Here is a 21,276-nt window from a genome sequence, read left to right on the forward strand (position 1 = left end):
CGTGGACACCTCACCGGCTTCGACCAAGCTGCTGACCAGCAACGAAAAGACCTACAGCGACGGCACCCGTACCTACGCCAACGCGCTGCTCAAGTTCGACACCTCCGTGCTGAGCGGCCGGGCGGTGGGCAACGCCCGGCTGGAGATGTACGCGGAGCAGGATGTCGGCTGCCGCTGGTACGGGCCGGGCGGCGTCGAGGTCAAACGCATCACCTCCGCCTGGCCGTCGGGCACCGTGACCTGGAACAACAAGCCGTCGGCAACCGGGTTCGGCTCCTCCATCCAGATCTGCCCCAGCGGGCCGGCGATCGATGACAACGGCAACTGGATCCCCCGCACGATCACCTGGGACGTCACCGCGATGGCCAACGCGTGGGCGTCCGGTGCGCAAAGCGAAGGCATCCAGGTCTCGGCCTACACCGACTTCGACCACCAGCCCACCCAGGGCAACGGGTTCTGGATCTACTACCATTCCGCCGAGCGTGTCGGTGGCAACCCGCCGAAACTGACGGTGTCGTACTGGCTGCCGCCCGAGATCCCCACCGTCACCGCCGAATCCATCGACTCCCTGGTGGGCAACGACGCCATCGCCCGCAGTCAGAGCGTGAAGGTCGGCTTCAAATCCGCGGTGCCCGAGGCGACGCACCTGGACTACACCGTCACGGTCAACGACTCCACCATGACCCCGCCGCCCGCCTTCCCCACCGGCCATGTGGCGCACTGGAAGTTCGACGAGGCCGCGGGAGCGGCAGCCGCGGCGGACGCCGGCGGCAACGGCCACAACGCCACCTACTCCGGCACCAGGCACAAGCCGGTTACTGGCAAGCTCGGCTCGGGCATTCAACTGAATGACATGACCGGCAGCAGCGGTGCACCCGACAGCTACGCGACCACCACCGGACCGGTACTCAATCAGAGCTCCAGTTTCTCCATCAGCACCTGGGTCAAGCTGAACAACAGCGACGCCATCCAGAACCTGGTCAGCCAGGACGGCAACCCCTTCGGGCTCAGCATCTACTACCTGGGCAACAGCTGGCAGAAATGGCGGCTGCAGGTCTCCGGCAGCGGCGGCCCCACCGGCTACGGAACCTGGGTCGACTCCCAGAAGCTGGTCAAGGCCGACACCTGGACTCACCTGGTCGGCATGTACGACGCCGCCGCCGGAAAGATCCGGCTCTACGTCGACGGCGCCCTGTCCGCCGAGACCGACTTCCAGCACACCGGCACCCTCACCAGCGGCCCGTTCCGCATCGGCAGCAGCCAGTGGGGCTCGGCAGCGCAGTACCTGCAAGGCTCGGTGGACGACATGCGCGTCTACCAGCGCGCCCTGACGGTCAAGGAGATCAAGGACCTGTACGGCGAGGTGGCCGCCACCAGCTACAACGCCAAACCCTCCGGACAGGCCATCGAGCAGACCTTCCAACTGGACAACCCGGCCAGCCTCAAGTTCGTCGTCAAGGCCTGCCGCAGCGGCATCACCCCGCCCTCCTGCAACGAGAGCCCCGCCTACCGGCTGACCTCCGACGCACCCATGCTGCCCACCGACACCGAAACCGGCATGGCCGACCCCACCCAGCCGATCTTGAGTGGCATGGTCAACCGGCCTTCGGGTGGCGCAGTGACCGCCAAGTACTACCTGTACGACAACAACGGCACACCCGTCGGCGCCGCCCCCCTCGGTGTCCGCACCGTCAACGGCGGCGAACGCGCCTCCTTCCAAATCCCCGCCAACACCGTGCAACCCGGCAGCACCTACACATGGCAAATGGCCGCCTGCGTCGGACCGGTCAGCTCCGCACCCGACCCCACCCCCACACCGAGCACAAGCCCAACCCCCACACCGACACCGACACCGACACCGAGCCCAACCCTCACCCGGTACGAAGCAGAAGCAGCCACCTCCACCTCCGGCTTCACCGTCATGCTCCGGCCACCAGCCGGCACCTCCGGCAGCGCCCGCAGCAGCAGCACCATCAACAGCCACCTCACCTGGCAGATCCCAGCCACCACCACAGGCACAGCCACGCTACGCATCCGCTACGTCAGCACAGCCGGCGGCGCCAGGCTCAACGCCAGCACAACCCCAGCCACCTGTCAATCCCCTCAAACCGTGGAGACGGTTCTATGCCACAGCGGCCCTCAGCAGGCCCGTTGACGCTTGCCGCTTCTCGATCATCTGATGCTCGAATGTGACAGGCGGCAGCCCGTCGTTGGCACTGTGCCTGCGCTTGACGTTGTAGAAGTCTGCGATCCAGGTCGCAATCTTCAGCCGGGCCTCCGCCCGGGTGCGGAAGCGGTGCCGGTATACGAACTCGACCTTCAGCGTGCTGTTGAGCGACTCGGCGGCTCCGTTGTCGAGCGCGCACCCGACCCGGCCCATGGACTGCACCACTCTGTGCTTCCGGCATTCGGCCTGGTAGCGGGCAGCGGTGTACTCCGATCCACGATCCGAGTGGAAGATCACCCCGTCCACGTCACCACCGCGCGTGACCACGGCCATCTGCAGTGAGGCGACCGTCAGCGCCGCGTCATGGTGCTCGGACATGGCGTAGCCGAGCAGCCGGCGGGAGAACAGGTCCTCAACCGAGGCCAAGTACAGCGGCCCCTCATCGGTGCGGATCATCGTGACGTCGCCGACCCACAGCACGTCCGCAGCGACCGCGGTGAACTTCCGCCGCACCAGATCCGGCGCGGCCGGCCGCTTGCCCTGACGGGTCAGCGAGCGCGGCTTCTTCGGCCTCCGCCCGGCCAAGCCGAGTTCGGCCATCCGCTTGGCCACGGTGTTCTCCGACAGCTTCCAGCCCTCGGACCTCAGGTCCTGGGTGATGCGCGGCGACCCGTAGGTGCCACCGGAGGCGGCGAAGTGCCGGTTGATCTCCTCGTCCAGATGGACGCGCCGCTCTTCCCGAGCTGTTGGCCTCCGGTTCTTCCATTTGTAGAACCACGAGGGCGATACTCCCAGCGCACGGAAACAGATCGTGTGGGGGACACCAAACTCGGCCCTTTGGGACTCGATGAACTCCACCACAGTTATCGGTTCAGCGAGTCCTTGACCCATAGGACCACGGATCGTTTGAGGACATCACGCTCGTCCTCCAACTCGGCGCGCTCCCTCTCCCAGGCGGCCTTGTCCTTGGCGTGCTGCTTGACCAGCTCGGCTTTCTCCCGCCGCAGTCGCGCCAGTTCCTCCTGCTCGGACTCCTTCAGCTTGCCGCCTCCATTGCCGTCGCGCCCGACCTGCCCTGTTGAGTGCCGGTCCATCTGCACCCAGTTGTACAGCGTGTACTCGTTGATACCCAGATCCCGCGCTATGTGCGCGACGGGTTTGCCGGTCTCCTTGACGATCCTCACCGCCCCAGCCCGGAACTCCGGATCAAAGCGACGCCTCGTGGTTCCTGCCACGACCAAACCTCTCTTGGTTCGGTCTCCACGCTACGAGGGGAAGCCCACACCTCCAACCCGGTAACCCTCGCCCAGGCCACCACCTGGACCGACGCCACCACCACCGTCAACCTCGCCCAAGGCGACAACCCACTCAAGATCACACTCACCCAGGCCAGCGGCACACTCGGCATCGACTACATCGAGATCACCGCACAAACGGCAGGTGCGGCGGCACAGCGTGCCGAGACGAACTCGGTGCAGACAGCGGACTCTGGCCCAGAAGTCTGCACATCCAAGGCCGCCGCAGTCTCGTTCACCACCCCCGGTACACCGCCGCCGGATCAGCTGGAGGACGTCCGGCACCTGACGCTGGGCAAGGACAACTTCGTCATCAAGACTGCCAAAACCGACCCCACAGCCTGCAACGGCACACCGTGCACAGTGGAGGACACGTCCGCCATGCGGATCGGCGGCACTGGCGCCGACAAGACCGCCACCGTGGTGGGCTTCAAGCTGAACGAACTCCCCGACGGAGCGGCCGTCTCCGAAGGAATCCTGAAACTTGGCACCCCCACCTGCCCTGCAGGGGCTTGCCCGGCGGACGCGGTCATCACCGCCACACCGCTCAAGAGCCCGGTCACCGGGGACAGCAAGGGCTCGGACCTGGCGACTGACGCCGACACCTCCACCACGCCGTACTCCCTCCCGCTCGGCGATCCGAGGGCCGACATCGCTGGCAGCGAGTACCAATGGCTGCTGCTCACCTCCAACACCGAGGAGGTCCTAACCTTCGGGGAGGCGACCGCTGCCGAACAACCCTCGCTGGCGGTTACCTACCTACCTGCCGGACCGCCCGGCAAGGTGCTCAACCTTTCCGCCGCCGGGGGCGACGCCAGCGCCATGGCCAGTTGGGGCCTGCCCGAGTCAAACGGCAGCGTGGCGCTGCTGGACGGTTATGACGTCGAGGTGGTCGACGACGGGGGAACCGTCGTGAAGACCCTGGAGGTCAAGGACCCGTACGCGGCCATCTCCGGGCTGGCCAACAACGTGACCTACACCATCAGGGTGCGCGCCAAGACCGCCTACGGGCACAGCGAGTGGGAAGCCGCCACGGCCACGACCAAGCCCGTCCCACCCCCAGCAAGCAGCGAAACCTCCTGTGTCCTGGAGGCTTCTCCGGGCGTCGCCGCGACGGCGAGCACGGAGTCAGGCAGGCAGGCTTACATCGACCGGGTCAAGCACTATTTCCAGGCGCAGGACGCCGTGCTTGAGGGTCGCGCCGCGACAATCTGGGATGCCCCCGGCGTCACCCCCGACGCGTCCAATACAGCGAAGCTGTCCCTGCTCAATGCCGCCTTGGTCGCAGATAGGGAAAGGCTCGAAGCCGCTGGAGTAGTGCGATCCAACTCCGCGGTGACGCTCGACGATGTCGTGGTGCAGACAGAAAATAACGGCGCGGTCCAAGTGACAGCTAAGGTGACCTGGACCTGGGAAGAAACGCCAGAAGAACAAACGACCGGGTCTGCCTCGGGTTCCGCCAGAGCAACCGCCGGAACTACTGGCCAAGTTGAGCCCAGCGAGCCCTCGATCTCGATCTTCGTCTTCGATTGGTGCGGTGGCCTGACGATCATTGACGTCACCGGGGACGCGGGCGAGGATTCGACGGACTTTCTTGACCCTTGCGGCGGGCTCATTCCTGGAGATTCGGTTCGTGCCGCGGCCGCGGCTGAGGACGGCACGGAAATTATCTGCACGGGCGCCAATCACGCGGACAGACCCGAATCTTCGGTACCCGGAAAATACGAAACCTTCTCCTGTCATTGCGTATGGTCGGAGTTCAATGCCCGTGAGGGCAGCACTTGTACCATGAAGATGGCTACTCGCCCAGTGTGGGTCATGAAAGGCATCAAGGTATACGCAGGCGGATCCCTCGGCTGGACAATTAATCGACAGTCGAGCCCGTTCTACAGGGAATGGCTGAACATCCATACCTTTCACGCCTACGCCAAGGTGGTCACCGAATCGACGCTCGACGTGGAAAAGCTGCTCACGCGGGATCCTGCCTTCAAAGCGAGGTTCCGGTATGTCCTCAAGAACCTGCAATTGCAGCCCGAGTCCACTGCGTGGTTCACAGCGATCGGCGCTAGCGTCTCGTACGATGTCACAGGAGGCAGCATTTCACCGGGTGCGAGCGACAATGCCATGACGAGTAAAGAAGAAATGGGACCCAAGGGGCGGCGCTTCTGGCGCGATCCGGGGGGAACCGGCGAGAACAGCTTCACCGCTGAATGTACGTCTGCTCTCCTAGTATGCAGTTTCAGAGACGCGAGATTGCGCGTCGTCGGCATATTGCATCTCGATAAGTACGTCACAGGTCCCCTTAAATCCAGCGGATCGACTCCGTGGAAGGTGGTAGGGCCCGCCCCAATAGTTCCATAAGGGGCTGGCCAGCGTGGCTCGCGGTAAATGGCGAGCCACGCTAAAATCAGTCGAGACGGCTCGCAATATCCGCGAGCCGTCCCGACTGGATTTGTTAACGTCCCATGGCGTTACAGTAAGACTTCCGGGCTGGGTGCCGGATGACCGTAGCGTCCGGGCGGTTGACAACGCCCCGAGCGCAATTCGGCCCGGGATGGGGTGAGGACGATAGCGGGCCAGGAATCATTCCCCAGTCGCACGGCGCCTTCGACCTTGTCCAACGCAGGTGCGTAACCATAGCATCACCTTCCGTCGCGAGACTTGGGAGACCAGGATCGCCGCAGCGCTCCAGGCGGCCCGTTGCGGGGAGATATGGTTCGCTCGCAGATGACCGACCGGAAAGTTGTGGGATACCTCCATGTCTGAAGAGTGCCGTTCTGGTGTGGGATCGACCCCATGAAGAATGCAGGCAAGAAGCGCCGGTTCCCCACGGGAGACCTAGCGAGAGTGGCCGTGTTCGCCGCGTTGATCGCGGTGTTCGGACTGGCGGGTTCGGTCAGCCCCTTTGGCAACCTGGTCCCGATCACGCTGCAGACGCTCGGCGTGATGTTGGCAGGTGCGATCCTTGGCACGTGGCGGGGCGCGCTGGCCGTCGCGGTACTGCTCATCCTGGTCGCGGCGGGCCTGCCACTGCTGGCAGGCGGGCGCGGCGGGCTGGCGTTCTTCGCCGGGCCGTCGGCCGGGTGGCTCATCGGCTGGATACCCGGGGCCGCGGTGACCGGCTGGCTCGTTGAGCGCGGCGGGCGCAACCCGGGGATCATCCGGCTCGTGGTGGCGTGCCTGGTGGGCGGCGTCGGGGTGGTGTACCTGTTCGGCATTCCCGTGCAGACTCTGATCACGGGGGTGTCGCTGCGCACGACGGCGCTGGCCTCCACCGTGTTCCTACCCGGCGACCTGATCAAGGCGGTGCTGGCATCGGTGGTGGCCAGGGGAGCGCAGCGGGCCTATCCGCTCGCAGTGCCCGCCGTGTACCGCGAGCGGCTGCACGCCACGTGGGGGCGTTGACCCGTACATGCCGGTAGCAGAACACGTCAGGCGGCACGCCGCCGCCCGCCCCGACATGGTGGCAGTGCGCGGGCCGCACGGCGAGCTCACCTACGGCGAACTCGCGCACGACATCAGCGGCGCCGCCCGGCACCTGCTCGGCAGAGGCGTGCGCGCCGGGTCGCTCGTCGCGATCGGGGTGGCCGATCCGGTCGCCTTGCTGGTGGCCGTGCTGGCCGCGGACCTGGCCGGCGCGACGCCGCTGGTGGGCGATCACGCCTGGGACCGGCGGCGGTGGGCGCGGATGACCGGCACGACCACGGTGGACCTCCTGGTCGACGCGCCACTGCCGGACGAGCCTGGCCCCGCCGTCGAGCACGTGGCGGCGCCCGGCGACCTGGCGTGGGCGTGTTTCAGCTCGGGCAGCACGGGCCGCCCGCGTGCCGTCGTCCGCACGCGGGCCTCGTGGACGGCGTCGTTCCCGCACCTCGGCGAGCTGGCCGGGATGGCGCCCGACGACGTCGTGCTGGTCCCCGGTCCGCTGTCGTCCTCCCTGTACGCCTTCGCGGCCGTGCACGCCCTGGCCACCGGCGCGACGGCCGTCGTGCCCGGCCGCTGGCCCGCAGGATCGCTGCCCGCCCACCTCGACCAGGCCACGGTCGTGCACCTGGTGCCGCACCTGCTGCCTGCCGTACTCGCCCGGCCAGGCGCGCTGCGTACGGTCGTGGCCGGCGGCGCGGCGCTCGACCCCCGGGGGCGAGCGGCGGCGGCGCGGGCCGGGGTGCGGATCGTGTCGTATTACGGGGCCACCGAGCTCTCGTTCGTCGCGGCCGACGCCGACGGGGGTGGGTTGCGTCCCTTTCCTGGCGTCGAGATCGAGGTCAGGACCGCTCCCGGGAGCGCACTGGGGGAGGTGTGGGCCCGTTCGCCCTGGCTGGCCGAGGGTTACCTGGGCGAGGCGGCGGGTCCCCTGCGGCGCGACGGTGACGGTTGGATGACCGTGGGCGACGTGGCGCACCCGTACCGGGCAGGAGAGGTATTGCGGCTGCGCGGGCGTGGCGACGGCGCGATCCAGACCGGCGGCGCCACCGTCGTGCCCGAAGACGTCGAGGAGGTGCTGAGGAAGGTGCCCGGCGTGGGGGACATCGTGGTGATCGGCTCGCCCCACCCGTCACTGGGCTCGATCGTCACGGCCATCCTGGAGGCCGACGGGGACGCGCCGCCGCCACGGGCGCTGCTGGAGGCGGTGGCCAGGAGCGGGCTGGACGTGGCGCAACGGCCGCGCCGCTGGTACGCGGTGCCGAGCCTGCCGCGCACCCAGGCGGGCAAGCCCGCGCGTGCCCTGGTCGCGGCCCGCATGGCCGCCGGCGACCCCGACCTGCGGCGGCTGACCTGACGTGGCCGGCACCTCCACCGGCGCACCGGCAGGCGGCGACGAGCCGGTCATCGTGGCCGCTCGGCGCACGCCCATCGGCACGGCCGGGCACGCGTACAAGGACCTGACCGTGGACCGGCTCGCAGCGCACGTGATCGAGGCCGTGGCCCGCGACGTCGCCGGCCGGCAGGTGGATGACGTGGTGCTGGGCAACTGCATGGGTCCGGGCGGCAACGTGGCCAGGGTGGCGGCGCTGGCGGCCGGGCTGGGGCACGCCGTCCCCGGCGTCACCGTGGACCGCCAGTGCGGCAGCGGGCTGGCCGCGATCCTGCTGGCCGGGCAGGCCGTACGCACCGGGGAGGTGGACCTGGTGATCGCGGGCGGAGCGGAGAGCGGCTCGACCGCGCCGCTGCGTACCCACCGGGGGGCCGCCGAGCCGTACGCCCGCGCGCCGTTCACGCCCGCCGGCCACCCCGACCCCGACATGGGGCCGGCCGCCGAGGCACTGGCCGCGGCACGCGGGATCACCCGCGAGCGCCAGGACGCCTATGCCTGCCGCAGCCACGCGGCCGCGCTGGCCGCCTGCGAGGCGGGCCGGTTCGCCGAGGAGATCGTCCCGGTCGGCGGGCGGGCCGATGATCAGCGGCCGCGACCGCTGCGGCCGTCGTCGCTGGCCCGGCTGCCGGCGGCGTTCGTGGCGGGCGGTACAGTGACGGCCGGTAATTCCTCCCCGATCAGTGACGGCGCCGCGGCCGTGGCCATCGTGCCCGAGCGGTCGCGCGCGGGCCTGCCGGGGATGCGGCTGGTGGCCGGGTCTGTCGTCGGGTGCGATCCCGAGCTGCCCGGCTGGGGGCCGGTGCCCGCGGTACGCCGGGTGCTGGAGCGTTCGGGGGTGGACGTGGCGCGGGTCGCCGCGGTGGAGATCGTGGAGGCGTTCGCGGCGCAGGTGCTGGCCGTCACCGACGCGTTGGGGCTGGACCCGCTGGGCGCCGACGGCGAGCGGGTCTGCCCCGACGGCGGTGCGCTGGCGCTGGGCCATCCGTGGGGCGCCAGCGGCGCGGTCGTGGTGACCAGGCTGTTCACCCGGCTCGTCCGCGCCGGCGCCCCGCCGGGGACGCTTGGCGTGGCCGCGGCGGCGGTCGGCGGCGGCCTCGGCGTGGCCGCCCTGTTCGAAGTGGTGGTATGAGCGTGATCGAGTTCGCCGGCGTGCCTGTGCGCCTCGGCCCGGGTGGTGGCGTGAGGTGATCGAGTTCACTGACGTGCACGTGCGCCTCGGGCTGCGGGACGTGCTGTGCGGCATCACCGCCTCCCTGCCCGAGCGGCGCGTCGGCGTGGTCGGCGCCAACGGCTCGGGAAAGAGCACGCTGGCCCGCCTGATCAACGGCCTGGCGCTGCCGACGTCGGGCAGCGTCACCGTGCTCGGCCTGGACACCCGCCGGCACGCCGCGAAGATCAGGCGCGGGGTGGGTTTCCTGTTCACCGACCCGGACGCGCAGATCGTCATGCCGACGGTGGCCGAGGACGTGGCCTTCTCGCTGCGCCGCAAAGGCCTGCCCCGCGCGGAGGTCGAGCGGCGCGTGGCGGACGTCCTGGCCAGGTACGGCCTGGCCGGCCACGCCGACCACCCCGCGCACCACCTGTCCGGCGGGCAGAAGCAGCTGCTCGCGCTGTGCTCGGTGATGGTGCTGGAGCCGGAGGTCCTGGTCATGGACGAGCCGACCACGTTGCTGGACCTGCGCCACTCCCGTCAGGTCGCCACCCTGCTGCGGGAGCTGCCCCAGCAGGTCGTGGTGGTCAGCCACGACCTGCCGCTGCTGGCCGATTTCGACCGGGTGCTGGTGCTGGACCAGGGCCGCGTCGTCGCCGACGGCACGCCCGGCGAGGCCATCGCCCACTACCGCAAGATCATGTCGTGAACGGGCTCACCGGCGCGTACGTCCCCGGTGCCTCCCCGCTGCACCGGCTGCCCGCCGGCGCCAAACTGGCCGGGCTGGCGCTCGCCTGCCCGGTGTTGGTGCTGCTGCGCACGCCGCTCGCCCTGGCGGGCGCCGCCGCCGTCGTGGCCGGGCTGTACGCGGTGTCGCGGGTGGGCGTGGCGGCGGCCTGGGCGCAGGTACGCCCGGTGCGCTGGTTCGCGGTGGCGCTGTTCGGCATGCAGTGGATCTTCGTGGACCTTTCGGGCGCGGCCACCACGACCCTGCGCGTGGTGCTCGCGGTCGCGCTGGCCGGTCTGGTCACGATCACCACCCGCACGTCGGCCATGATGGCCGCGCTGGAACGGTGCCTGGCGCCGGCCAGGTTCGCCGGGCTGGATCCATTCCGGCTGTCGTTGCTGCTGTCGCTGACCGTGCGCAGCGTGCCTGTCATGGCCGGGCTGGCCACCCGCGTGCGGGAGGCCCAGCGGGCCAGGGGCGTCGAGCGCAGCCTGCGGGCCTTCGCGGTGCCGATGGTGGTCAGCGCGTTGCGGCATGCCGACGCGCTCGGCGAGGCGCTCAGCGCCCGAGGTCTGGATGACTGACCTCCTATCCCAGGCTTGACTTATATAAGCAGTCGCTGAAAGACTGGTGCGGTGCACGCATTCGACGTTCTCGGCGACCCTGTCCGGCGCCGGATCCTCGAGCTGCTGGCCGACGGCGAGCAGAGCTCCGGTGAGCTCACCGCCGTCATCCAGCGCGAGTTCGGGATCTCCCAGCCGGCCGTCTCCCAGCACCTGCGGGTGCTGCGCGACAACGGGTTCGCCAGCGTGCGGGCCCAGGGCACGCGGCGCCTCTACGCCGTCGAGCCAGGGCCGCTTCAGGAGATCGACGCGTGGCTGGAGCTCTTCCGCGGCTTCTGGACGCAGCGCCTGGACGCGCTGACCACGGAGCTGGCTCGCGGCAAGCGCGAACGCCGCATGACAGGCGAGACGAAGGACACCTGATGGACTTGCTTGACGAGATCACCCGGGCGCATCGCGAACTGCTCGACGGCGAGCGCAAGGTCATCACCTTGCGACGGCGTTATGACGCCGACGTCGAGGACGTGTGGGATGCCTGCACCAACGCCGAGCGCCTGAGCCGCTGGTTCCTGCCCGTGACCGGGGACCTGCAGCTGGGCGGGAAATACCAGTTCGAGGGCAACGCGGGCGGCGAGATCCTGCGGTGCGAGCCGCCCCGCCTGCTGAAGGTCAGCTGGCTGTTCGGCGACAATCCCGGCTTCTCGGAGGTGGAGGTGCGCCTGTCCGCCGAGGACGGCGGCACCCTGTTCGAGCTGCGCCACACCGCCGAGGTTCCGCCCGAGTTCTGGGCGATGGGTGGTCCCGGTTCGGTGGGGGTGGGCTGGGATCTCGGGCTGCTGGGCCTGAGCCTGCACCTGGCGGGCCTGCCGCAGTTCGACGAGAACACCTTCCACCTGACCGACGAGGGCCGGCGCGTCATCATCGAGAGCAGCCAGGCGTGGGGCCGGGCCTACGAAGCCGCGGGCGGCGCTCCGGACCAGGTCGCCGCCGCCGTCGCCAGCACCACCGCCTTCTACGCCCCCGAAGGGGAGTCGTCGTGAGTTGACGCGTTCCCCTGAAAGCCGGAGATTCTGGCCAGTGCCCCCGTGGTCATGCGGCGGCACTTCAGCATCGCCGACCGGATCATCGATGGCTGCGCCGCCGTCGACGCTCTCAGGCACGCACTGCACGTCGTCCGGCAGGAGCAGAGATACGGCGCGACGGATGCGGAAAGGCCCTGGCTGTGGCTGGCGTTCCGGGTGACACCCGAGCCTCTCGCACCGGAGCTGTGGGACGACGTGGAGTGGCACCTCGGCAACGTCTTCGCCAAGCTCGGAGTCAGCTCCCGCAGACACCTCCGCTCAGTGCTGTCACCGCCGAAACCGGGAACGCCACGGCGTGGCCAGCAGCGGACGACCCATCGCGTTTGAGTGCGCCGCTACGAGGGCGTTTCGTTGCGCTGTTCGGTGCCTTGGCTGCTGTGCGCCGACAGAAAGACCGCACCGGGCGCGTAGGACTACGTTCTGGCCATTATTCTTCCGGCGTGATCTCCGCGTTTCTCGACACCGCCGAGGTTGTGTCCGGGCTGCTGCACTCGCCGGCGCTGACCGAACGCTGGGAGCGGCCAAGCGCGCTGGCCGAGTTCCGGGTCAGCGGCCTGGCCGGGCATCTGGCCCGAGCGGTCTTCAACGTCGAGCGCTGGGTCGCCGAGCCGCCGCAGGCAGACGGGACACCTATCGATGCTGTCGCATACTTCCTGGCCGGCGCCGGGCCGGCGCCGGATCTGGGCGATACGGTGCCGCGTCGAATCCGCGAGGTGGGCGAGCAGGAGGCAGTCGGCGGACCTGCCGTCTTGGCGGAGGAGTTCGACGCCGCCCGCGCCCGGCTCACGGCATTGCTGCCGCCCCTGCCGCTCGACCGGCCTGTCGGCGTGTTCGCCCATGTACTCCCACTCGACCAGTGCCTGCTGACCCGGCTCGTGGAACTCGTTGTCCACCTCGACGACCTGGCCGTCAGCATGAAGGTACCCACGCCGCCGGTGTCCACCGAGGCCACGGACGCGGTCACCGCCTGCCTGACTCGCATCGCCGTGGCCCGTCACGGTTTCCTGCCGGTGATACGCACCCTGTCTCGCCGCGAACGCGCCACTGATCCGATCGCAGCGTTCTGAAGCCCTGTGCTCCCGGAACTCCGGCGCGGAACAAAACACGGTGGCGGCTCGGCGCAGCTTTGAGATTCAAGAGGCGTCAGAGAGCCACCCACCTTCCGAGCCGGATCTGTCGCACCCATAGGGGTCCCCGTAGCAAACGGCGAAAATCCAACGGATTAAGGTCTGATCTGCGGGTTCTCGCGTCCCACGGTTCTTGTTGATCATCTCCGCTACGGGGACCGAGAGAAGCACGTGAAGCGCTAGTCGAAGACGCGGTCGACGACGGCAGCTTGCTCGGCTGTGCCGGCGCGGAAATACCGAGCCGAGGTGTCGAGGGACGCGTGGCCGAGAGGCCTTGGACCTGAGCGACGTCGGCACCGCCTTCGCGGAGCCTGGGCGTCGATCTGCTCCAGCACGCGCCGCACGTCGACTCATCGGGTGGTTGCCAGTGCCCGCTCAGTGGGTCACGCCGGACTCCCCGGGCGGCCATGACCTGGGCGGGTGCATCGGCGATCCACTCGTCGATCGTGGCGAACGATCGCGATCCGGCCAGCACGGCCACCGAGACGAGGGCCAAGAGCGAGGCCAGCGTGTGGCGGACACCGCGCGGGCCGCGAGGATCGGGGATGCGCTGGAAGCGTTCCAGCAGAACTGAGGCAGTCGGCGGCCGAGGCGGCCATCGGCGCCTGTTCGACAAGGTGGCAGAGGACATCGCTGAACGGCGATGCTGACGGAGCAGGCACAGTCTTCTCAGGTGATCATCTGGCGTAGCCGGGCCCCTGCTCCGTCAGCAGCTATCGCGATGCCTTGCCACCAACTGGCCTGCTGATGCAGCGTGTGCGTACTGTGACGAGCCCGGCCGACGATCCGTGCAGTTTCGTAGGGCGTCAGTGGAGGACGCGGTGGAGGGCGTTGGCGAGCTGAGCCCCAGGGTCGGCCGTAGCGCCCTCGGTGCGCCAGGCCACGTAGCCGTCCGGACGGACCAGGACCGCGGCGGCGTCGCCGTAGCGCGCCCGCCAGGCGTCCTCGAGGTCGATCAGGTCCGCGCCGACGCGGTACGCGCGCAGCCCCTCGACCTTGTCCGCTGCTCTCGCCCAGGCCTCGCCGCTTGCGGGCCCGCACAGCAGGACGAAGGAGTCGTGGAACAGGTCGTGCACGCCGATCCGACGCCCGTCCAGGTCGAGCCATAGGTGCGGGGCTCGGACCCCGGGCTGAGCGGGCTGCTCCACGGTGTCGCCGAACACCGTCTCGTGCTCCGCCCCAAGCGTCGCCGTGGAGCGGTATCGCTGGCCCAGGATGCACAGGATCGCGTCCATCGGATCATGCTCGGGAGGGGAGCCCAGCCTAGCCGCCTGGCTGCGTACGGTCAGGTCGGCCAGTTCCAGCGCGACGGGACGACGCTCGGCCTCGTAGGTGTCGAGCAGTGCGTCGGAGGCTCGGCCCGCGAGCACGGCGGCGAGCTTCCACGCCAGGTTGTGCGCGTCCTGTACCGCGGAGTTCGCGCCCATGGCGCCTGCGGGCGGCCACACGTGGGCGGCGTCGCCGACGAGGAACACACGGCCGTCGCGGAACCGGTCGGCGACGGCCACCGCCTCCGTCCACGCCGCCTTGCTGACGATCTCCACCGGCACGTCGCGCCCGATGAGGGCCTTGGCCGCAGCGGCGCAGCGCTCGTCGGAGAAATCGGCGGGTGACTCCTCGGCGGGGTCGTAGCTCAGGGCCACACCCCAGTGATTCGGCAGGGCATGGGAAATGAACCCGCCTGAGGCTGCGGTGCCGGGGCCGCCGATGATCCAGAACAGTGCTCGCTTGGTGATGATGTCGGACAGATCGGCGCGGATGACGAAGGAGATGTTGTCGCGCAGGCGACGGAAGCCGCCGCGGGGGATGCCGAGCCATTCCCTGATCGTGCCGCTGTAGCCGTCGGCGGCGATCACGTAGCGGGCTCTGAACGTGTGCCGCTCTCCGGTGGCGCGGTCCTCCGCTTCTACCGTGACGCCGTCGGCATCGGGGGCGACAGCGGTGCACTGGGTGTTGAACAGCAGCTCAGCGCCGCGGTCGCGAGCGGCCGCAGCCAGGATCGGCTCGACCGAGCTCTGGTCGGCCATGCAGAACTCGGCCGCTGTCAGCTCGGGCAGCGCCCTGGGGAAATCCCCGGCGATGATCCACTGCCACTCGTCTGCGAGCGTGGTACAGCGGGCCACGCCGCCTTCCTCCGCGAAGGGGCGGCCCGCCTCCGTGACGGCCTGCTCCAGGCCGAGCGGCCGGTAGATCTCCATGGTGCGCTGGTTGATGCCGCGGGCACGGCCCAGGATCGACGCGCCTGGGTGGCGATCCACCAGCACACACCGCACGCCCTGGTGCGCCAGGAGCAGGGCGGAGGCCAGGCCGGCGTAGCCTCCGCCGACGATCAGAACGGGTGTCTCTTTCAGAGTCGTCATGGCGGCATAGTTGCATTGCAACTAGTCTCAGGTCAACTAGTTTCTGTGAGGCTAGAATCAGGCGCGTGGCTCTCGATCGCGGCTCGCCGCTCGCTCTGACCGTCCTGGCCCTGCTGCTGTCCCAGCCGCTGCATCCGTACGGCATCCAGCGGCTGCTCCGGCAATGGGGCAAGGATCAGGTCGTCAACGTGGGACAGCGAGCCGGGCTCTACCGCACCATCGACCGGCTGGTCGCGGAAGGCCTGGTCAAGGTCCGCGAGACCGGGCGCGACCAGCAGTACCCCGAGCGGACCACGTACGAGATCACCGAAAAGGGCCGGGCGACGCTGCACAAATGGCTGGACGACATGCTCAGCACGCCGAAGCAGGAGTTCCCGCAGTTCCCCGCAGCCCTGTCGAGCGCGCTGATGCTCCTCCCCGGCGAGCTGAGCGACGCCCTCACCCGGCGCGAGCAGGCGCTCACCGAGACACTGGCGAGGCTCGACGCGAGCGTGGCGGCCGGTGCCGGGCTGCCGCGCATCACAATCCTGGAGATCGAATATCTGCGTGCGGTGACCGCTGCGGAGGCGCAGTGGGTCCGCGCGGTCGTCGACGACCTCTGCGCGGGACGCCTGACCTGGTCGCACGAGGAACTGGCCGCGCTCGCCGCCGTGCGTGACCGGTCAGGCGGGACCTCCATCCGTTAGGGATCGGCGACTCCGCCCGGCTACCGGAGCCTGGCCACCGTCAATGCCTGATCTGATCCATCAGCCGATCGAGGTGTTCATGATCGTCTTGGATTGACCTGGCGCCCGGGCGGCGTAAGACGTGCGTATCTCATCGACGGCCGGCTCCGTGAAGACGACCCTCTAGCTGATCAAGCTCCCCGCTCGGAGACGACCATGTCGTACGTCATCGAAAGTTGCGCATGGTCGCCGTGAACATATCACCGCGCAAGGCTTGCTCGACGACGGCGATGGAGCGGGCCAGGCGGACCAGACGAGGACCCTCCTCGCGATAGACATCGAGCACCGCCTCGACAGCATGAGGAGGGAGATGGGCCTTGAGATCTACAGCTGCGCTTCGGTATCCCGCTCTTGCTGCTTCGACGGATGCATTCACGTGGTGGATAGCCATCCTCGCCAGGGCGATCGGATGGCGTTTCAAAACTTCGGAGGCCCTGTAGTCGGGGGGCACGGCGTCGAGCAGCCAGGCCACGGCCGTGGTCTCCCAGTCGGGGACGCTGGGTGGGCGGACCTCGGGCGGCCACTCCGGCGGGAGATACATGCGCCAATCGTACTTAGGTTCGATTAATGAGGGGAGGGCGCTCCCGGCCAACGCGCCCGCGCGTGGCGCCTGCCAGGCCGGCCCGTTTACGATCATCAGAAGCCCCCACCGACGATTGCCTGGAGGCCGCGGTGTCAGACGGCCTACGTGAAAGAAGAGATCATCATCCTCTGACCTGCTGGAAGGGTTCGACAACCCCAGATAACACCTTCTGAGCGCCTGAGTCGGCGGATGTGCGCTTGAGTTAGCGAGCTCCGCGCATACGAGGAGCGAGGAGAGGCTGCTTCGGCCCGGCTCGAACTGCTGTCCTCGCTGGCGAGAGGGATGTTAGGCCGTCTACACGCTTGATCCAGATCTGCCGTATGTCTGTGCCGCCGATACTGCTGGGCCAAAATGGCCCGCATGCCTACCATGCCCGAAGATCACGTTAAGACCGCAAACCCCTCCCCGCTCAACCCCTATGACATGATCGCCGAGGGGTACGCGGCCGAGAACGAGACGAGCCTCCCGAACGCGTACTACGAGCGGCCCGCGATGCTCGAGCTCGCCGGGGACGTGACCGGCCGGCGAATCCTCGACGCCGGCTGCGGCTCGGGTCCCTTGTTCTCCGCGCTGCGCGATCGAGGTGCCATCGTGACCGGTATCGACGCGAGTGCCGGGATGCTGGAGCTGGCCCGACGGCGGCTGGGTGCCGACGCAGATCTACGGGTCGCCGACCTGGCCAGCCCGCTGCCCTTCCCTGACGGCTCATTCGACGACGTCATCGCGTCCCTGGTGCTGCACTACCTGGAAGACTGGGGACCGACACTGGCCGAGCTGCGACGCGTGCTGAGACCTGGCGGCCGGCTCCTCGTCTCGGTCGACCATCCTTTCGTGATCCCCCTTATGCGTGCCATGGCCGGGGAGAAGCCCACCTATTTCGGCGCCCGTAACCGGACCGAAGAATGGACCATGGGTGGGCAGACTGCCCAGATGAGCTTCTGGGACCGGCCGCTGCACGCGATGACCGAGGCCTTCACCGCGGCTGGATTTCGCATCAGCGTTATCAGCGAGCCGCCGTTTGTGCCTGAAGCCCGCGAACTGTTCCCCGAGGAGTTCCGCGAGATCACCGGCACGAGGTTTCTGAGCTTCCTGTTCTTCGTTCTAGAAGTCGGCTGACGGCGCCTCGTAACGATCAATTGCGATGACTGAGCGTTTCAGCGGGCGACTCCCGCCAGCTCCAGCTCGTCCAGAACGCGCCCGTAGCATCAAGACCTTTCTCTGCCCCAACCGCTTCGGCTGATCCCGGCCATCTCCTGCAGCCCATTCTCAAAGGCGTACGCCACCCTCGCTCGCTCCCTCCCGGCGTACGGGCTTCCTCCCAGCACGCCAGCTGAGATCCGCCCGGTCCTGCCCCTGTCCGTAGGACCGGGCCGCCCCCCGGCCTGGGCGCCGGAGCCGGCGTGCCGGCGGTCAGAAGCGGTGGTCCAGGGCCGCGCCCTTGCGGGAGACTGCGGCCAGGTCCTTGGCCTTGGCGGCCTTCCTGAGCACCCGGATGCCGCGGTCAAGGAAGGCGGCGTCGGCAGTGCTCAGGGTGTGCCGGACGCGGTCGCGGATGAGCCCGAGGACGACGATGTCGCCGAGCACGCCGCCCATGTTCTTGTCGGCGGCGTCCACGGTGACCTGCCGCGCCCACATTCCCAGCTTGGCCCGGTCGACCGCGGGCACCGACTGGTGGAGCAGGCGCAGGTCCAGCTCATCCTGCGCGAGCCGGAGCGCCGCCTGGTGCGCCAGGCGGGGCTTACGCTTGGCAACAGCCTTGCCGAGCAGCGCGATGTCGGCCTCGGTCTGCTTCTGCAGTACGGCTGGCACCCCGGGAACGGCCGTGAAGGCCCTGCGGAGCGCGCCGAGCGAGGCGCCACCCCAGTCATTGCCGTACACGGCGCGAAGGGTCTTCTTCACCGCCGCCATGTAAGCCGGGTCGGGCTTGCCCTCGCGATGGTCGGTGGGCACGGCAAGGGAGGCGATCTCGATGTCCTTCCTGTCGGTGGACTCGGTGGAGTATTCGCCGTAGCCTCGCTTGAACACCTTGATCTCGCGCTTCCGATCGGTGTGGAGCTCGGAGACCTTCAGGGTCTCTCCCACCGACAGGACGGTGACCTCCTCGAACGCGATCCCGGGAGCGTTCTCGGTCCGGTAGACGTCGCCAACCTTCGGATTCCCCGGCATGATCATCGCGATGGGGGCGCCGTCGCGGCCGGCCCGCCAGGTGCCCTCGTGGGTGTGGACGACGCCGTCCTTGAAGTCCGACACATCCTCGCCGAAGTACCAGACGGCGCCCTCGTCGTCCTGCGCGAACCAGTCGACGGCGATCTCCTCGATCCGCCCGTCGCTGTAGGCGATGTACTGCAGGGCGACGCACGGCACCCCCCGGACCACCTTGGGCTTGGAGAGCAGGGTGAACTCGGTCCTGAACGGCTTGCCGCCCACGTGGCCGCCGTAGATGACCTGGGACACCTTGGCACTGGGATGCAGCGGGTTGTCGACGTTCAGGGGGTTGGTGAAGACCGGCGTGTCGAGGTCGACTCGTTTCTCGTCCGGTGCGATGGGCAGGCAGGTGCCGTTGTCGGCCTTGACGCACTCCGGCGGGGAGAGCGTGGCGCGGGCGGCCGTGCTCGCCGGGCCCGCCGTGGCGAGCGTGGCGCTACATGCGACGGCAAGGGCCGCGGTGATTCCGATGATTCGTCTCATATTCCTACGGTGCGAGGGGTGACCTGAACACAGGCTGAACCACGGTCACCAGTGCCCCGCCCAGCTCGCCGACACCGATCGAGACCGTCCCGCCATGGGCGCGGACCAGCTCGGCGACGATGGCGAGCCCCAGCCCGCTCCCCCCATGGTCACGCGATCTGGCGTCGTCGAGCCGGACGAAACGCTCGAAGACCCGTCGGCGCTCCGCCGGAGGGATCCCGCCTCCGTCGTCCTCGTCGCCGCCCAGCGTGAAGGCCATCTGTGAGCGGGCGTGGCGGGCCGCGTTGTCGGCGAGGTTCCGCAGCATCCGCTGCAGCGCGGCGGCGTCGCCGTACACCTGTCCGGCGCAGACCCCGGCGGTGCTCACGGTCAGCGTGGTCGCCGTGCGCAGCCGGCGCGCCTCCGCGAAGACCATGTCGTCCAGATCGACGGGGGTGCGCACCAGGGGCAGCCGCTCGTCGGCGCGGGCGAGCAGCAGCAGGTCCTCGACGAGGTTCTGCAGGCGGAGAGTTTCGGCGTGCACGGTGGCGGCCAGCTCGGCGTCACCCGCGGCGACCGGATAAGAGAGGGCGACCTCGGCGTGCTGCCGGATGGCGGCGACCGGCGAGCGCAACTCGTGGGCGGCGTCGGAGATGAAGCGGCGCTGCGCCGCCTGCGCGGATTCGAGACGGTCGAGCATGCCGTTGAGCGTCACGGCCAGCCGGGCGATCTCGTCGGAGCCGGTCGGCTGCGGCACCCGGTGGTCCAATCGGGCCGCGGTGATCGAGTCCGCCTCGCGCCGCATCGCGTCGACCGGGGCCAGCGCCCGGCCCACCACCCGCCAGGTGGCCAGGGCGATGAGCGCGAGAAGGACGGGCAGGCCGACGATCAGCAAGTGGGTGATGATCTGGGTCGCTTCCAGCACCTCGACGGGCGCGACTCCGACGACCACCGTGAACCGGCCGTCCGGGGTGGCGACCGCGGCGGCCACGAACGGGTCCACCGCCTCGTCGTCCAGCGGCGAGAGGCCGGTAGTGGACTCCCCGGGCCGCAGCGGGAAGAGCGCCGGCCGCCCGGCGACGTTGGAACTGGCCGCCACCACCTTCCCGCGCTCGTCGAGGACCTGGATAAGCTCCTCGTCGGGAACGGTGACCTCCAGCCCCGGCGGTCCGCGTCCCCACGACTTCGCGATCTCTGTCGCCCGCTGGGTGGCGTCGTCGATCACCTCGCTGGTCATGGTGGCGCGGAAGACCACCACCAGCAGCATCCCGAAGAGGGCCAGCGCCAGCGCCACCAGCACGACGGTGGCGAGGGTGGAGCGCAACCTGATCATCGGGCGGTCAGCCGGTATCCGGAGCCGCGCACGGTCTCTATCAGGTCGCGCCGCCCCAGCTTGGTACGGAGCCGCCGGACGTAGACCTCGACGATGTTGGGGTCGCCCTCGAAGTGGTAGTCCCAGACGTGATCGAGAATCTCCAGCTTCGAGACGATCTCCCCGCTCCGGCGGAGCAGGAACTCTAGGAGGGCCAGTTCGCGGGCGGTGAGTTCGAGAACGGCCTCGCCCAGCCAGGCCCGGCCCGCCGCCGGGTCGAGCCTGACCGGTCCCGCCACCAGCACGCAGGGGCGGGCCGGGGCCCCGCGGCGCAGCAGCGCCCGCAACCGGGCCACCAGCACCGCGTGCGAGAAGGGCTTGGTGACGTAGTCGTCGGCCCCCAGGTTGAGACCGGCGACCTCGTCCGGCTCGGCATCGCGTGCGGTCAGCATGAGGATCGGCGTCCAGACGCGCTCCGCGCGCAAGGTCGCGCAGATCTGCTGCCCGCTCACGCCGGGCAGCATGAGGTCGAGGACGATCGCGTCGTACGGCTGCTCGCGGGCCAGCCAGAGCCCGTCCGTGCCGTTGAGCGCGACGTCCACGGCGAAGCCCTCGGCGATCAGCCCGTTGCGGATGCCGGCGGCCAGCCGCTGCTCGTCATCCACCACCAAGACCCGCATCCTGCCGATTATCCACCGCCCC

General features: G+C 69.0%; 21 protein-coding genes. 13 read left to right on the forward strand and 8 right to left on the reverse strand.

Going from position 1 to position 21,276, the window contains the following annotated elements:
* Nucleotide 1: 1 nt before the first annotated feature.
* The gene (locus OHA25_RS38030; protein ID WP_327581747.1) at nucleotides 2-2,155 is read left to right on the forward strand and encodes a LamG-like jellyroll fold domain-containing protein; all 2,154 of its coding nucleotides are present in this window, start codon (nucleotides 2-4) and stop codon (nucleotides 2,153-2,155) included.
* Here the strand turns inward: OHA25_RS38030 and OHA25_RS38035 are convergent.
* Nucleotides 2,123-3,025 carry an IS3 family transposase gene (locus OHA25_RS38035; protein WP_327581748.1) on the reverse strand — a complete coding sequence of 301 codons (903 nt, stop codon included), beginning with the start codon at nucleotides 3,023-3,025 and terminating at the stop codon, nucleotides 2,123-2,125. The genes OHA25_RS38030 and OHA25_RS38035 overlap by 33 nt on opposite strands.
* Before the next feature lie 5 nt (nucleotides 3,026-3,030).
* Nucleotides 3,031-3,351, reverse strand: coding sequence for a transposase (locus OHA25_RS38040; protein ID WP_327581749.1), 321 nt, complete (start codon nucleotides 3,349-3,351; stop codon nucleotides 3,031-3,033).
* Here OHA25_RS38040 and OHA25_RS38045 point away from each other — a divergent pair.
* From OHA25_RS38045 to OHA25_RS38090, 10 genes are all read left to right on the forward strand, one after another.
* Entirely contained in the window at nucleotides 3,313-5,823 is a 2,511-nt protein-coding gene (locus OHA25_RS38045) for a fibronectin type III domain-containing protein (protein ID WP_327581750.1), read from the forward strand. The two genes, OHA25_RS38040 and OHA25_RS38045, sit on opposite strands and share 39 nt — an antisense overlap.
* 435 nt (nucleotides 5,824-6,258) lie before the next feature.
* Nucleotides 6,259-6,867: a biotin transporter BioY gene (locus tag OHA25_RS38050; protein WP_327581751.1), complete on the forward strand. Its 609-nt coding sequence runs from the start codon at nucleotides 6,259-6,261 to the stop codon at nucleotides 6,865-6,867.
* Between the two features lie 7 nt (nucleotides 6,868-6,874).
* Complete coding sequence (locus OHA25_RS38055) at nucleotides 6,875-8,242, forward strand: class I adenylate-forming enzyme family protein (protein ID WP_327581752.1); 1,368 nt, start codon at nucleotides 6,875-6,877, stop codon at nucleotides 8,240-8,242.
* A gap of 1 nt (nucleotide 8,243) precedes the next feature.
* Nucleotides 8,244-9,407 carry a thiolase family protein gene (locus OHA25_RS38060; RefSeq protein WP_327581753.1) on the forward strand — a complete coding sequence of 388 codons (1,164 nt, stop codon included), beginning with the start codon at nucleotides 8,244-8,246 and terminating at the stop codon, nucleotides 9,405-9,407.
* A 55-nt stretch (nucleotides 9,408-9,462) separates the two neighbouring features.
* Nucleotides 9,463-10,137, forward strand: coding sequence for an energy-coupling factor ABC transporter ATP-binding protein (locus OHA25_RS38065; RefSeq protein WP_327581754.1), 675 nt, complete (start codon nucleotides 9,463-9,465; stop codon nucleotides 10,135-10,137).
* Nucleotides 10,134-10,739 (forward strand): energy-coupling factor transporter transmembrane component T family protein, encoded by a 606-nt coding sequence (locus OHA25_RS38070; RefSeq protein ID WP_327581755.1) that lies wholly within the window; start codon nucleotides 10,134-10,136, stop codon nucleotides 10,737-10,739. The genes OHA25_RS38065 and OHA25_RS38070 overlap by 4 nt, the downstream gene beginning before the upstream one ends.
* Before the next feature lie 51 nt (nucleotides 10,740-10,790).
* A complete protein-coding gene (locus tag OHA25_RS38075; RefSeq protein WP_305918622.1) occupies nucleotides 10,791-11,141 on the forward strand; it encodes an ArsR/SmtB family transcription factor in 351 nt (116 codons plus the stop codon).
* Nucleotides 11,141-11,758: an SRPBCC family protein gene (locus OHA25_RS38080; RefSeq protein WP_327581756.1), complete on the forward strand. Its 618-nt coding sequence runs from the start codon at nucleotides 11,141-11,143 to the stop codon at nucleotides 11,756-11,758. The genes OHA25_RS38075 and OHA25_RS38080 overlap by 1 nt, the downstream gene beginning before the upstream one ends.
* Nucleotides 11,759-11,809: 51 nt before the next feature.
* Nucleotides 11,810-12,127, forward strand: coding sequence for a hypothetical protein (locus tag OHA25_RS38085; protein WP_327581757.1), 318 nt, complete (start codon nucleotides 11,810-11,812; stop codon nucleotides 12,125-12,127).
* Nucleotides 12,128-12,240: 113 nt separating this feature from the next.
* Nucleotides 12,241-12,867 carry a maleylpyruvate isomerase N-terminal domain-containing protein gene (locus tag OHA25_RS38090; RefSeq protein WP_327581758.1) on the forward strand — a complete coding sequence of 209 codons (627 nt, stop codon included), beginning with the start codon at nucleotides 12,241-12,243 and terminating at the stop codon, nucleotides 12,865-12,867.
* A 76-nt stretch (nucleotides 12,868-12,943) separates the two neighbouring features.
* Here OHA25_RS38090 and OHA25_RS61575 read toward each other — a convergent pair whose 3' ends face one another.
* Together OHA25_RS61575 and OHA25_RS38095 are read right to left on the reverse strand one after the other, a co-directional pair.
* Complete coding sequence (locus OHA25_RS61575; protein WP_442941936.1) at nucleotides 12,944-13,558, reverse strand: transposase family protein; 615 nt, start codon at nucleotides 13,556-13,558, stop codon at nucleotides 12,944-12,946.
* Nucleotides 13,559-13,733: 175 nt separating this feature from the next.
* Nucleotides 13,734-15,287, reverse strand: coding sequence for an FAD-dependent monooxygenase (locus OHA25_RS38095; protein ID WP_327581759.1), 1,554 nt, complete (start codon nucleotides 15,285-15,287; stop codon nucleotides 13,734-13,736).
* A 65-nt stretch (nucleotides 15,288-15,352) separates the two neighbouring features.
* On the opposite strand from OHA25_RS38095, the gene OHA25_RS38100 reads away from it, so the two are divergent.
* A complete protein-coding gene (locus tag OHA25_RS38100; RefSeq protein ID WP_327581760.1) occupies nucleotides 15,353-15,973 on the forward strand; it encodes a PadR family transcriptional regulator in 621 nt (206 codons plus the stop codon).
* Nucleotides 15,974-16,178: 205 nt separating this feature from the next.
* Here the strand turns inward: OHA25_RS38100 and OHA25_RS38105 are convergent, their stop codons facing one another.
* Nucleotides 16,179-16,553, reverse strand: a complete 375-nt coding sequence (locus OHA25_RS38105) for a hypothetical protein (RefSeq protein WP_327581761.1) — start codon at nucleotides 16,551-16,553, stop codon at nucleotides 16,179-16,181.
* Between the two features lie 402 nt (nucleotides 16,554-16,955).
* Here OHA25_RS38105 and OHA25_RS38110 point away from each other — a divergent pair, with 402 nt between their 5' ends.
* Nucleotides 16,956-17,711, forward strand: a complete 756-nt coding sequence (locus OHA25_RS38110) for a class I SAM-dependent methyltransferase (protein ID WP_327581762.1) — start codon at nucleotides 16,956-16,958, stop codon at nucleotides 17,709-17,711.
* Between the two features lie 294 nt (nucleotides 17,712-18,005).
* On the opposite strand, the gene OHA25_RS38115 is transcribed toward OHA25_RS38110, so the two are convergent.
* Genes OHA25_RS38115 through OHA25_RS38125 form a run of 3 tightly spaced genes read right to left on the reverse strand, consistent with a single transcriptional unit; the run spans nucleotide 18,006 to nucleotide 21,254 of the window.
* Complete coding sequence (locus OHA25_RS38115; protein WP_327581763.1) at nucleotides 18,006-19,283, reverse strand: hypothetical protein; 1,278 nt, start codon at nucleotides 19,281-19,283, stop codon at nucleotides 18,006-18,008.
* Between the two features lie 4 nt (nucleotides 19,284-19,287).
* Entirely contained in the window at nucleotides 19,288-20,595 is a 1,308-nt protein-coding gene (locus OHA25_RS38120; RefSeq protein WP_327581764.1) for an ATP-binding protein, read from the reverse strand.
* Nucleotides 20,592-21,254, reverse strand: coding sequence for a response regulator transcription factor (locus OHA25_RS38125; RefSeq protein WP_327581765.1), 663 nt, complete (start codon nucleotides 21,252-21,254; stop codon nucleotides 20,592-20,594). Before OHA25_RS38125 ends, OHA25_RS38120 begins: the two co-directional genes overlap by 4 nt.
* Between the last annotated feature and the right edge of the window lie 22 nt (nucleotides 21,255-21,276).

It is taken from the genome of Nonomuraea sp. NBC_00507, assembly GCF_036013525.1.
In the GTDB taxonomy this organism is placed as follows: Bacteria; Actinomycetota; Actinomycetes; order Streptosporangiales; family Streptosporangiaceae; genus Nonomuraea.

What these genes read in the sequence shown, in the direction of transcription:
- OHA25_RS38055 (WP_327581752.1), top strand. Translation starts at nt 6,875, where the DNA reads ATGCCGGTAGCAGAACACGTCAGGCGGCACGCCGCCGCCCGCCCCGAC.
- OHA25_RS38080 (WP_327581756.1), top strand. Translation starts at nt 11,141, where the DNA reads ATGGACTTGCTTGACGAGATCACCCGGGCGCATCGCGAACTGCTCGAC.
- OHA25_RS38110 (WP_327581762.1), top strand. Translation starts at nt 16,956, where the DNA reads ATGCCTACCATGCCCGAAGATCACGTTAAGACCGCAAACCCCTCCCCG.
- OHA25_RS38105 (WP_327581761.1), bottom strand. Translation starts at nt 16,553, where the DNA reads ATGTATCTCCCGCCGGAGTGGCCGCCCGAGGTCCGCCCACCCAGCGTC.
- OHA25_RS38095 (WP_327581759.1), bottom strand. Translation starts at nt 15,287, where the DNA reads ATGACGACTCTGAAAGAGACACCCGTTCTGATCGTCGGCGGAGGCTAC.
- OHA25_RS38050 (WP_327581751.1), top strand. Translation starts at nt 6,259, where the DNA reads ATGAAGAATGCAGGCAAGAAGCGCCGGTTCCCCACGGGAGACCTAGCG.
- OHA25_RS38085 (WP_327581757.1), top strand. Translation starts at nt 11,810, where the DNA reads ATGCGGCGGCACTTCAGCATCGCCGACCGGATCATCGATGGCTGCGCC.
- OHA25_RS38115 (WP_327581763.1), bottom strand. Translation starts at nt 19,283, where the DNA reads ATGAGACGAATCATCGGAATCACCGCGGCCCTTGCCGTCGCATGTAGC.
- OHA25_RS38120 (WP_327581764.1), bottom strand. Translation starts at nt 20,595, where the DNA reads ATGATCAGGTTGCGCTCCACCCTCGCCACCGTCGTGCTGGTGGCGCTG.
- OHA25_RS38125 (WP_327581765.1), bottom strand. Translation starts at nt 21,254, where the DNA reads ATGCGGGTCTTGGTGGTGGATGACGAGCAGCGGCTGGCCGCCGGCATC.
- OHA25_RS61575 (WP_442941936.1), bottom strand. Translation starts at nt 13,558, where the DNA reads ATGTCCTCTGCCACCTTGTCGAACAGGCGCCGATGGCCGCCTCGGCCG.